The organism is Pseudoalteromonas phenolica (assembly GCF_001444405.1).
GTDB lineage: Bacteria > Pseudomonadota > Gammaproteobacteria > Enterobacterales > Alteromonadaceae > Pseudoalteromonas > Pseudoalteromonas phenolica.
The window spans coordinates 3692613-3705850 of record NZ_CP013187.1 but is presented as its reverse complement, the minus strand read 5'-3'; the positions used below and the strand labels follow the sequence as shown (position 1 = coordinate 3705850).

General features: G+C 42.0%; 5 protein-coding genes. 3 read left to right on the top strand and 2 right to left on the bottom strand.

What is annotated here, in order from left to right:
* Window positions 1-14 precede the first annotated feature (14 nt).
* The 3 genes from PP2015_RS16680 to PP2015_RS16670 all read left to right on the top strand — a co-directional run bounded on the left by PP2015_RS16680 (window position 15) and on the right by PP2015_RS16670 (window position 9156).
* The gene (locus PP2015_RS16680; protein ID WP_058031377.1) at window positions 15-3128 is read left to right on the top strand and encodes a M4 family metallopeptidase; all 3114 of its coding nucleotides are present in this window, start codon (window positions 15-17) and stop codon (window positions 3126-3128) included.
* 28 nt (window positions 3129-3156) lie between these two features.
* Window positions 3157-5262: a Hint domain-containing protein gene (locus PP2015_RS16675; protein WP_058031376.1), complete on the top strand. Its 2106-nt coding sequence runs from the start codon at window positions 3157-3159 to the stop codon at window positions 5260-5262.
* Between the two features lie 189 nt (window positions 5263-5451).
* A complete protein-coding gene (locus PP2015_RS16670; protein ID WP_058031375.1) occupies window positions 5452-9156 on the top strand; it encodes a M4 family metallopeptidase in 3705 nt (1234 codons plus the stop codon).
* Between the two features lie 56 nt (window positions 9157-9212).
* Here PP2015_RS16670 and PP2015_RS16665 read toward each other — a convergent pair whose 3' ends face one another.
* Together PP2015_RS16665 and PP2015_RS16660 are read right to left on the bottom strand one after the other, a co-directional pair.
* Window positions 9213-11333, bottom strand: coding sequence for a methyl-accepting chemotaxis protein (locus PP2015_RS16665; protein WP_058031374.1), 2121 nt, complete (start codon window positions 11331-11333; stop codon window positions 9213-9215).
* A 140-nt stretch (window positions 11334-11473) separates the two neighbouring features.
* The gene (locus PP2015_RS16660; protein WP_058031373.1) at window positions 11474-13180 is read right to left on the bottom strand and encodes an alkaline phosphatase D family protein; all 1707 of its coding nucleotides are present in this window, start codon (window positions 13178-13180) and stop codon (window positions 11474-11476) included.
* Window positions 13181-13238 lie beyond the last annotated feature (58 nt).

The following is a 13238-nucleotide window of genomic DNA, read 5'->3' as shown; positions in this document are numbered from 1 at the left end:
AAAAGGATATTTTTGTGAAGTACTTAACGACAGTCGTGCTAGGCATACTGGGGGTTAATGCCCCCAGTTTCGCGACACAATATTATGCTGTACCGGCTTTGACCGGCAATGCCAACATGGGTGTTAATTGTATTCATGCACCGCAAACGATAAACAGTTCAGGTATTGCAACAAAGTGTAAGCAGTTGACCGTACCTAATAACCCTCGTATCGCAGCACAATTTCCGGTGCCGCCAAAACATTACACGGTTGAATTTAATAACCCTGATTCGCCTGTATTTAGCGAGTTCAATGGTTATCCAATGATCATTGAGCACAGCTCAGGAAAGTGCTTCTTGCGAAATGAGTTGGTTAATACGGTTGAGCCGCAGCGTAACGTATTACCTAGTGAATTCACAAGCTTTGAATATGATTGTCCGACAGGACCTGAAGAAAGCTTTGATACCAGTCGTTTGCTTTATCAGTATACGGTAAGTGGTGCATTTCAGCCGCAAAATGACGCACATTTATTTGCTTCAGTGACGATGCAAATGGCAGCTCATTATTTTGCTGAGCTATATCCTCAGCAAGGTGAGCTATGCCCTGAGTGGGGTGGCCAATACTGCTTGAAGCAACTCCAACAACGTGTCGGTTATAGCGTTGAAGGGCAAAAATATTCCAGCGATTGGGATGGTGAGTTTGTAAACCTTGCGGAAGGTGGCAGTGTTGTAGGCCAATTTTCTCATGCCAGCTCCCTCGATATTGTGGCTCATGAGATAGGGCATGCACTACTTTCTTGGAATAGTGAATTGCTTTACCAAGGTGAAGAGCCATCAGCTGTTCAAGAAGCGTTTTCGGATATGACGGCACTTGCTGCGAGAGATTACTATATTCGCCATATTGATGGGGGAGCTGCAAACTCATTCTTGCAAAGCCCTATGGCGCTCGCTTGGCAAAATAGTGCTCAGAAAATGTGGTGGATGGGTACCGGCTTTAATTTTAGTGGAAATCCACTCAGATATATTGCTCAGCCTAGATTTGATTTAATCAGTATTGATGATACTCGTGACTTAGCCGAGGCGAATGGTCCGCACCAAAAAGCAGGGGCTTTAAATAAGTTCTTTTATTTACTCGCAACTTCAGAACAATGGAGTGTTGAGCGGGCTTATAAATTGGCGCTAAAAGCTGCAAATAACTGCTTCAGAAGAGACAGTGGCATTAATGAGGCTGGTATGTGTTTTCAATCTCAAGCTGACTATGAAGATAAAGCACTCATTGGTGAACTGTTAAGACAAGTAGGTATTGTATCTTGGCAGTCTCAAAGCGAACATCTTGCATTTGATATTGAGCGCCAACTAGATGAGCTTCGCTTTTCTGTAACAGATAACCGATTCAGCAATAACCAAGTTAAGCGCTTCAATGTGTCAATTGATGGCGTGCCTTATCTCGCTTGGCAAAAAAATAGTGGGCAAGGGAGCTTTAACAAAGTAAAAGCTGGTCGATTATCTGTGCCGTTGGGGGCCGCGCTCGTTGAGTTAGAAATACAATTGTCTAATGGCCAAACCTTATCTGCAGCTCGTCATGTTTACAGCGCTGATCAAGCTCGTTGCCAGCCGATGATAATTGGTGATGCAATGACAAGCTTACGCGTGAACGACGAGCCGTTGAATGTAACAAAAGCGTTCGAGCAATTAGCCGTAAATACAGCGTTATATAGCCAAGATTTACTGACGCTTAGTTTTAATACGCACTTAAACAATAAAGTGGTTACTGTCTTTGCTGATTTAGATAGAGACCGTGTATTTGAAGATGATAACAATAGTAATGAGTTGATTTTTACCCAAGCTGATAGTTCAGAAGGGGCTTCATTTAAGCTTTTAGGTGCAGAGCAAATTAATGAAGGGCCTATGCTGCTCAGGGTGCGTATAGATGACAAGCAAAAAGGCGCATGCGAAGTTGATAATGGCTCACAAGTTGTTGATTTAAAAGTTAACCTTAAATCAGGTAGCAATCTTCAAAGCGTTGATTTTTCTTCGCAGCAAGTGAACGACCAAATAACTTTAACTGCACAAGCAACAGGACAAGGCAGCCATACATTTAATTGGTACTTTAACGGTAACCTAGAAGCCGAGAATACAGATACGTTGATCCGCGCTTTTACAGCTGAAACGCTAGTACAGGTAGACTCTCTCCGTGATGGGCAGGTAGTTGCAACGCAACAGAAAAAAGTACAGCCAGTTGCGTCTCTGGACTTAAAAATTCAGTGTGCTGTTGAAGGAACGCAATGTCTGTTTTCAACGCAACACTTACCATTGCCAAACTCAGTCTCAGCAAGGTATTTTTGGCAATTTGGCGATCAGGTCGATACAAAAGATACAAGAACGGATACAAGTAATTTCATCTTTGATTATCAATCCAGTGGTCAATACAACGCAAATCTAACGGTATATCTAGATAGCCTGAATGCACAGTTTACGACTAGCACAGTCGTGAACATTGAGAATGCAAAACCAGAGATTGTGTTTAACACCACTGCAGACCCTCAAGATCCGATGCGAATTCTGTTTAGTGTGGAAAACATCGACCTTTATAAAAAGGTATTTTGGTCTGTTGAACAAAAGCGGTATGAACAGAGTGACCTAACGAGAGAGTGGGATTACACCTTTAATGAAGCTGGCACTTACCCTGTGCTACTAACAGTTATATACCCTGATGACACCCCAAAAACAATTCGCAAAGAAATCATAGTTGAGCCAGCAGCACCCGTTACTCAGCCTAATTTACAAATTCTATCGATACATACAGATGTGATGAGTTCATGGTACCTCTGGAGTTGTGATACGAACTATGCGCGAAACGTTTTACCTGATTCAGAAATCAAGTCGGATTGTAACAATGCACAAATTAACTCTGTGCTCGTCAATACCAACCTTGAAGACATAACGTTACTGAGATCTGATTATTGGGTTGACCGAAATAAAGATGGAATCTTTAGCCAAGATGAAAAGAACACGAATCTCTCTTTTAAGTTTGATGGCAGTCGTGTTCCTGTATGTGTAACTGCATACACCCTCGAACAAGCTGGATCTTCTTCAGCCTGTATTGCCCCTGAAGGGGGTGCAACATTTAACTTTTATATAAATAAATAAGATAACTTTTAAATTTTAAGGAAAAAAGATGAAATTCAATCTACTGGCTTTGGCCGTTAGCTCGACATTGGCGCTGGGTAGTATCACTGCACATGCGCAACCAATCGCTCAAGATGCCGTTAAGGTATCACTTGCTTCAAATATGCAACAAGATGGCGTTCAGTATCTTGATCCAGATAGTGCAGAAGCGCGCGCTGAGCTTGCAGAAATGTTTGCTGATGCAGGTTGGACACCACAAAATAGTCCTCAATTATATAAAGAGTTGCACACCCCTCAAAAGTTAGTGAGCAATGACTTGTTCGCAACAGCAAGAACCATGAATACAGCATTCTCTACTCAGAGTGATAAAGAGCTAGAGTCACTGTTTAGCCATTTAGGTTTTAATATCGTACAAGAAGGGAGCACAAAACTCTTTAAGGTGCGTCTGCTTAACTCAGAGCCTAAGTCGACAAAAATGACAGTCATGACAATCCGTCTCGTGAATGAGAAAGGCGAGCAGATCACGACTAAGCAAACTTCTCGCTTCTTCGGCGATGCGTCAGCTTCGGCATCTAGAAAGCTGATTGGCGGTGAAGCAACATTGGAAAGTGCATATGATTATGTCAAGAAAGCAAAAGCTGTATACGGTGAAGGCACAGCTTACGTGTTGTTCAATGATGGTACTAAGGTCCTGAAAAAGGGCAAAGTGAAGTACGATAGAAATGCTATCTTAGGTATGTTGAGCAAAGAGCTTGGTCGTCCGATGACTAATAAGAATACGCTGGTCAGCGTTAAGCCTTTACCTCCGGTTAAGCCAATCATTATTGGTCCCGTTGAGCCAGATCCTATCTTCTTACGTACAGAGCAAGCGCATGAGTTTAAATATGCAGAAAAGGAATCATTTCAAGTCGCAAGCTTTGCGGCAAATAATTTTTTTGATCATGTTGTAAATCATCCAAAAGATTGGAAGAAGGCTGACGGAAGCAATAAGAATGTGTCAGGGCAAGATGGAAAGATCATGGTATGTTTGAACCGTGATTATGGTGATTGTGATTACCCTATGATCCAAGCGGGTGGTGACTATAATAATATTCCTCATGTCACAATTCCGTTCCAAGGTCAGATCACGTTACCAACTTATATTTCTAAGGTACTATTTAAAGAAGACGGTGTTTTAGAAAATAACAATGTGCAGCCAACAGATGTCATGATCCAAGGCAAAGATAGCTTTGTTGATAAGCTGTCTAATCATACTAACCATGTTAGAAATAGTTTTAGTCAGTACTTCAACATCAATTACACCTTCGATGCTGATACTTGGATGCCAATGTCAGTGCTGTCATGGAATATCCCTAGAGATAAAGGTGTATTTGCAAAACCAGGCATCTTTGAACGTCGTCAAGATGCTTATTGGATCTTAAATATCGCAATAGAAGAAAACTGGATGGGTAGCCCAAATGATGCTGAATTATACTTTGGTATTTCGGGTGATGATTACAACGCAGAAACAGGCTATAGCTCTTATATTATCGCTTCTACCGAAGCGCCAGCATTACCACAAAGTGGTGCCGTATATGAACAAGCCCCTCTTCAGTTTTCTTATAGCTGTTTAGCTGAAGGTTCATTAATTTTAATGGCGGATGGCACTTCTGTTGCGATAGAAACTTTAAATATTGGTGACTTAGTCACAGGCGCAAGTGAGTTCTCTCCAAAGACAAAAGAAACCTTACGCATTGCTGATATTTCTGTGGGCGTTGAGCACTTACCTATGATCCAGCTTACGACTGATGAAGGGCAAGTTTTAACTTTAACAGAGTCGCACCCAGTACTGCGCGAAGGGGGACATCCTGTTTGGGCGCTCAATGTAAAAGAAGGCGATAAAATTCAAGTTAATGGTGGCTTAGCGACTGTTACGGGTTATGAACAAGTAGACTATAAAGACAATGTATATAACTTGAAGCTTGAGCGAGTAAATGGCGATTCTGAGCAAGGTGAAAGCTTTGTGATGTTTGCTAACGGCATCTCTGTCGGTGACTTAGCGATGCAATCAGAAAATGAATTTGATACGCATAAAGAGTCTGTTGAAGATGTCTTAAAGCGTTTACCAGTAGAGTGGCACACCGATTACTTAAATAGTTTGAATACTGATAAGTAAATAAGCCCAGAAGAGCAAAGCCGACTTATGTCGGCTTTTTTTCACAGAGCGCAATTGGACAAGCTCTCTGCAAATTACATGTTTTATCATGAATTTTCACATTATATCGTTCATTTTAATCAAAATACGTTGGTTATTAAGGTACATAGTATGTAAACTGGGTGTTATCACTTATAAGGAGATTAATTAGTGAAACGTCATGCTTTGATGGCATTGCTTATGCCGTTGATTTCATCTGCTTCAACCTTTTCTTTTGCAGCAGAAAATACGCACTTCGCCGTACCCGCCATGATGGGTAATGCAAAAATGGGCTTGCTATGTGCTCAGGCTCCTGAGTTCACAAGCCAAGATTGTCAAACCGCTGTGATACCCGATACACCCTTAACAAGAGCGCGGTTTCCTTATATCCCTGAGCAATACAACTTATTTTATCGAGATGAGAATAGTCAGTTGTTTTCTCAATACAGCGGTTATCCGTTTGTTGTAAAACACGAAAGTGGCATGTGTTCTTTAGAAAACCCAGCCGTGGTTACACGTCAAAACGCTGTGAATTTTCCTGTTTACAGTTACAGTTGTGACGGAATGGCACTAGAAAGTGCGAACCTCTCTCGTCTTAATTTTAATTACTTTGGACAAGGTGATTTTCAAACCGAGAATGATGTTCATTTTTACGCTGGTATTACCATGGACATATTGCATCAGCAGCTTGCCCTTATGTACCCAGATTCAGCAGAAGCATGTACAGCAGGAGCTGATTATTGTTTAGAGCAACTCAGTGTAATCGTGGATGGAGACACGACTTTTCGTACCAGTAGCTGGGATGGTGAGCATGTTTTGCTAGATAGGGGCATGGCGACAGGTGGCTATTTTTCTCATGGTTCTTCATTAGACATTATTGCTCATGAAACAGGCCATGCAGTACTGACTTGGAACTCCGATATTTCATTTGAGTTCAAGGGAACCGCTGCTATTCAAGAAGCATTCGCTGATTTAACCGCAGTCCTCGTACGGAGCGAGTTCTATAAAAGACTTCAGACCGGCGGTGAACAAAATTTTATAGAGTCTGATGCACATCAACAGTTATCGATTGATGGTACTTTTTACTATGCCATGGCTTGGGATAGTTATATCGGCAACAAAGCGCTGCGTTATCTTTTTTCGCCGATGACAGATGGCGCAAGTATTGATGATTGGCGTGATATAGAAACTGAAACGCCTGGTCCGCATTATCAAGCGGGCATTTTAAATCGCTTCTTCTACCGCCTGTCAATTTCGGATGGCTGGGATATCGCAAAGACATTCCGTTTAACGATGAAGGCTGCGCAGTCATGTTTTGTTGAAGATACCAGTTTTGAGCATGCCGCATTCTGCTTGATTGATGTAGCTGATGAGCAAGACAAAGCGAGAGTGTCGGCTAAGTTGCAAGAGGTTGGTTTAATCCCAACAAATAGCTTAGCTAACAACCTCGACTTTTCTATTGAGCGCTTATATACGTCAATTAACTATGCCTTATCAGAATCCGAGCAAGCCGAGTTAAGTGCCGTGAATATTAGCCTTAATGAGCAGCCTGTGCATCAATGGCAAGCGAACTTAAATACACCATCACAATTCAATGCAATAAAACAAGCGCAACTTAATTTAGAGTCAGGCGAGCATTTACTCTCGATTGAAACGACGAACACGCAAGGTCAGACTAAAACAGGTCATAGACTTTTGAGTATTTTTTCAGATCCTCTGTGTAAGCCAGACACCGAGAATGTGCTATCAAATCAGTTAAGCATGAATGGAGAAGACTTTGTTTTGGAGCAAGGCTATACGTTCTTGGTGCCACAGAACGCATGGTATCAGCAGGCATTAGGAGAATTTCAATTCCACAACATGCCCACAGATAAAGTAGTATCAGTATTTTATGATTTGAATAGAGATCGTCAGTTTTCAGACGATGAAAATGTACTTAGTGCCACGGAGTTTGATACTGCTATTTCTTTACCGAGTGTTGATACTGTGCCCAGCGACATGCTGGTGAGGTTACGTATTGATGATGCAGCAGTAAGCTCATGTACTGCGAATGAGTTAAGTCAGTCTGTTGACTTGAAAGTACACATTGAAGCGGGTGTCCCCAGTACACCGATAGATTTTAGTTACAAGCAAGTGGAACAAACATTACATCTTACTGTCTTGTCAAGCTATGGCGAGCAAGCTATGTTTCGTTGGATTTTACCTGAGCAAGTCATTGAGCAAACTGACAGTAAGTTAGAGCAAGCAGTGAATACACAAGGAGCATATGTTGTATCGCTTGAGCATGTTGAGAATGACCGCGTGCTTAGCAGAGCTGAAAAGCAGATTGAACTGATTGCCGATCCTAATTTGGCTATAGCTTGCGAAGCACAAGGTACACAATGTGAGTTTACCGTGAGTCATACTGTATTGCCTGAGGCTGTTGAGTATCAATGGACATTGGCAGGAGAGCAAGTTATTAGGCAAGATGCTCAACCATTCAGCTATGATTTTGAAGCATATGGCGTGTTTAATGTGGCACTCTCTATGATGACAATAGATGGCAGAGCAGAGTTTTCAACCGAATCGCAAATAACCTTGGAAGAGGTATTGCCAGAATTAGATCTGCTTGTTGGAAAGCAAGTAAATAATACCATTTCTCTGATAGCAGACAGTGAATTAGGAGAAGGCTTTACTTTAAATTGGCTTATCGATGGTCAGTTGCAATCAAGCCATGAAAAAGAAATAACGCATAACTTTACAACGGCGCAAACAGTTACCTTACAGCTACTAAAATCAGGTGAAGTTGTGAAAGAGGTGTCTAAGTTAGTTACGCCAATGACAATACCGAACCTGACGATCCAGTGTGTGCTAACAGGCACCCAATGTGAATTGTCAGCATCTCATGATTTGCCAGATAATAATCTTATTTATCAGTGGCAATTAAATAATGAAACGATTACCAAAACGTCAAAAGACGCGTTTCAATATGACTTTGCCGGTTATGGTGAGTTTGCAGTTTCTCTTACACTTCAGGTGACTGACTCAAATGCGGAGTTTACCTCAAGTGAGGTAGTTCATATTCAGGAACCAGAGCCAATTCCTGAAGTGAGTTTTGATGTTTCTCAAGTTAATGACACTTTTTTCTTCTCATTGAATTCTCCACTGCCTACTTTATATGAAGTGACACTTGTGATTGCAGGGCAGGAGTATGTTCTAAACGAGGGCAAATTAGACCTTGAGTTACCGAATGAGATATCTAGCTATACTTTTATCCTTAGGAAGCATGGGCAAATTATTGATCAGCAAACAGTGAGCTTTATTAGAGAAGCAAACCCTAATTTGGACTTTGTATGTGTTGCCGAAGGTCTAACTTGTCAATTAACAGCGACGCACAATGCCAACACATCAGTCAAAGCATATGTGTGGTCCTTAGTTTCGCAGGCAGAGTCAATCAGCACTTCTGACCCTTATTATGAAATGCAATTTACTGAGGCTGGAACATACGATGTAATGTTAACTTTGGTAACTGTAACCGGTGCACAGTTTACACATCAGCGCGCTGTCACTGTTGAAGAGTTACCTCATGAAAAGATCGCTATTTTGTTTTCTCAGCATAATTCGATATTAAAGCTAGAAGTGAGCAATGAAGATAACTTGGGTGATCAGTATCAACTTGTTTGGTTGTTAAATGGAGAGCAAGTTACTTCAAAGCAACTTGAAAAAGAGTTAACAACTCTGGCGACTGATTACATGGTGAAGTTACAGGTATTTATGGCAGGAGAGCTTGTAAAAGAGGTCTCGCAATCTATATATGTGTATGCTGATATAGGCCTTGATTTTACTTGGCAAAATAACACAGAGAAGCCGCTAGAGTTCTCTTTCTCGAGTCTTTAGAAAATAAAAGGGTCACAATTGAGTGACCCTTTTTAATGAGCGTATGTTGAGAATATTTAAGTTCTAAGTAGCCCTAATTGACTGTTCTTGTGCTCGACCAATTTCATCAAATCTTGCGCGGCATCTTCAATGGTGTCGGCCAGTTGCGCAAGTTCTGCTGCCGCATCTGAAATCCCCGTCATGTTTGCACTTAAGTCTTCTGTCACCGCACTTTGCTGCTCAGCAGCAGTAGCTATCTGCGTAACTTCATTTGAGATATCATCAAGCGCTTGCACCATTTCACTCATTTGTGCCGCGGCGCTGCCACAATGGGTCATGGCATCACTGGCTTGCACAACTGAGCGTTCAATGATGTCCTCAGATGTTTTAACCTCATTTTGTAGATTATCAATAAGCTGGCTGATCTCATTAGTTGAATCTTGAGTTTTTGAAGCCAGAGACCTAACCTCATCGGCAACGACCGCAAAGCCTCGACCTTGTTCACCTGCACGTGCAGCTTCGATAGCAGCATTCAGAGCCAATAGGTTAGTCTGTTCAGCGATTGAACGAATAACATCAAGAATTTGTGTAATGTCGTTACTGCGAATAGCTACTGCGTTAATAGACTCTTTAGCACTGGCCACTTGATCAGACATAACTTGCACTGAGTCGGATGCTGCTGAAATACCGCGTTCACTTTCTTTTACTTTTTCGTTGGTTGCATTGGTTGAAGCAGCTGCATTCTCCGATGAGCGAGCAACTTCGCTAGCGGTGGCGCTGAGCTCGTTTATAGCAGTCACTACACTGTCTATTTCCATATGCTGCATGTTGACTTTGGCTTTAATATCTTCAGCTGCCTGCGAGGTTTTGGTCGACTGTTGATAAGAGTTGTTTGCCAGTCCTTTTAAATCATTCACCATATTTCGCAGTTTCTGTGTGAATAGGTTAAAGCCTGTGGCAATGGCAATGAGCTCTTCATGTTGTGTCACGTCGAGCTGCACTGTCAAATCGCCATCATTACTTGCAAGATTCTCGACTCTGTCTTTGATCTCTGTGAGTGGATCAATAATGGTTTTTAAAATAGCCACAGAGAGAGCCAGTGCGATAACCGATGCGATCACCCCAGTTAAAATCATACTAGAGCCTACAGATGCATTATCTTCAGCTTGCTGTTTTGCTAATCCTTGCGCGCGGGCGAGGGCTAGATCTTTTGGTAACTCAATCACCAAGCTCCATGTGGTATTGGCGACTTTAATTTCGATAGGCATAGTAAATACTAGATTGCTGCCAATTTCGAGTTGAGTTTGCTGTTTGCGGTTGTCCATGATGGTTTTGCCCGCATTACCTGAGAGTGATTCTGTTAATGGGCGCGCAAGCTTATCATAGTGGCTTGAGCCTACTAACAAGCCGATGTCACTTAAAATACTGACTTTGGCTTGGCCGTTGTAAAGTGATTCAGATACCTCTTCTGTGAGGGTTTGAAAGCGTGGCAGGTTAATGTCAACGCCGACTAAACCAATAAAGCGACCATTGGCAATCACAGGAACTGTCAGAGAGGTCATTAACTCCGAATTACCGGGTGTGATTTCATACAGATACGGTTCCATAATACAGGGCTTAAGGTTATCTTTGGCGCACAAATACCACTCACTCTCTCTAAAGCCAAATTCATTGCGGGCATTGAGGTATTTTTCACCTGGATCTTCAATCTGATGTTGAGTGAATTTACCCGGTGCATCGCGGGTGATATAAACTTCTAAAGAGCCTGCACCTGGGACTGAATGAGTTTGGCCTGAATTGCTAAATTGACTATCTTTACCATCGTAGCCGTTGGCTTCGAATTGAGCATAGATTGACGACACCCCTTGGTTTTTTTCAAGTGCACCCAATACCATTAAATACAGGCTTTGTCTTGAAATGGGGTTTTGTTCTGCTGTTTTAGCAATACCGCCAGATAGGCTATAAGGAATTTGATACTCCTTGTTGATATATCCACTGACTTGCTCGGCATAAAGCTTAGCTTTAGCAGTTAATCGGCTATTAATTTCATTTAATACAACGCTTTGTACACGCTCACTTTGCACCTGATTATTATTGTTGAGCTGTACCCAACTTATTGTGACCAATGAGGCGATTAGCAATACAAGTGTGATTGAAATAAAAGCGATTAGCTTAATCTTGATAGAGAGCTGATTCATATTCCTACCGTTTAATTATGAGATGTTCGTTTCCATTAGAAGACATTATTAAATATAGACAATTTATGACTTTTTGCTGGTTGCGCTCGATTTTTGGTGGGAAGGAAGATTAGCTAGGTTCTAATCTTCCTTATAGACGTCTAAAGTGTTTTCTGTGCTAGGGTTTTACTATTTATACCAAATGCTTGGCTGTGCACGTCGCTAATAAAGTACCATTGGCTATCGACAGTGTCAGGCGTAAATGTGAGGGTCATGAAACCACGCTGGTGGATGTTGGCAAACTCTAAATCGTCAACCAATAGTTCAAGTCCCTTGGCCAGTTCGTCAGCTTGTGACATTGACAGTTGTAAATAGTGCTCAAGACCTGGAGAACTTACTGAAGGCGTAGCAAACTCATAACCGCACACATCGCCTTGTGCTGTGCATAGTTTGCCTGACCAAGCATTATGCGTATCGCCAGCAATGGTAATAAGATTCTTATTAGCTGCTTTGGCGGTTTTAAGTAACACTTCGCGTTCAACTGGGTACCCATCCCATGCATCTAAGTTATATGGTGCGGTAAACCCGATGCGCATTTTATCTTGCTCGGTTAACGTTGGATCAGATGCTTGAGTGCGTGCTTTTAATTGCGCCAGTTCTGTCATTTGTGAAGCAATGTTTGGACTCGGATTAGCCATGGCAACCAGTAACTCTGCTGGTAGCATCATCTTTGTCATCAGTACTTGTTGGCCAAGTACTTGCCATTTGGCATCTGAGGTTTTGATATTGTCAGTTAGCCAAGTTAGTTGCTGAGTACCAATCAATTGTTGATCATGGGAAACCAGATCTGCTTGGAAACTTGCAGTATCTAGCTGACCGGATGCTGGGTCAAAATAGTTCTGATAATCAAGCGGTTTTACACGGGCTTCATGACGTGTGTCGAGCATGTAAAGGGACACCAAAGAGCCAAAGTCAAATTTGCGATACAGGCTTTCGGTTTGATCCGTAACGTATGGTCGAATAGGCATCCATTCATAATAGGCCTTAAGCGCGGCCATTTTTCTGTCGGCAAACATGCCCTCATTGTCATTATGGTTTTCAGCCCCATCTATATAGGCGTCGTTACAGACTTCGTGGTCGTCCCATACTGCAATGAAAGGTGCTTTTGCATGTAAGGCTTGCAGGCCAGTATCTGTTCTGTAAAGCGCATAACGTTTGCGGTAATCTGTCAAAGAGATGAGCTCGCCTTGGTTATCTTCAGGCAACATTCGACCAAGCTCTGCAGCTTTGTCTGTGGCGTATCCACCAATACCATATTCATAGATATAATCGCCCAAATGAAGCACGGCATCTAGGTCTTGCATTTTTGCCGCTTCAGCATAGGCGTGAAAATAACCTGCTGGATAATTTGCACATGACATAACAGCAAACTTTACTTGTGAGACATCTGTTTCAGGTAAAGTTTTAGTTTCGCCCATTGGCGATGGGCTCTCATTGGCTTTGAAGCGGTAGTAATAACGGGTATTGGCTTTCAACCCTGTTAGATCTACTTTTACAGTGTAATCATTTTTGGCTAAAGCATTCAGAGGTTCGTCAAACTCAAGATTTTCAAATGTTTTATCTAACGATACTTCTAAGCTGACATTTACACTAATCGGCGTGCCTTCTGGTGTAACGCGTGTCCATAAAATTACACTGTCAGTCAATGGGTCGCCACTGGCTACGCCGTGATTAAACGCTACTGCAAAGTCGTTATAAGATGGGCTTGAGTTATTGTCACTGCACCCTGCTAATGATAAAGATACTGAAGCGACACTGACCCCTGCTAATGTACTTTTAATAAAATCGCGACGTGAAAGCCCTTTCATGAGTTGTACCTCTTTATTGTTATAACTTAGAAAAGAGGCGATGTTAGACAACAGTTAT

Bases quoted from the DNA above. Each gene is read 5' to 3' on its own strand.
- PP2015_RS16660 (WP_058031373.1), bottom strand. From the start codon at position 13,180: ATGAAAGGGCTTTCACGTCGCGATTTTATTAAAAGTACATTAGCAGGG.
- PP2015_RS16665 (WP_058031374.1), bottom strand. From the start codon at position 11,333: ATGAATCAGCTCTCTATCAAGATTAAGCTAATCGCTTTTATTTCAATC.
- PP2015_RS16675 (WP_058031376.1), top strand. From the start codon at position 3,157: ATGAAATTCAATCTACTGGCTTTGGCCGTTAGCTCGACATTGGCGCTG.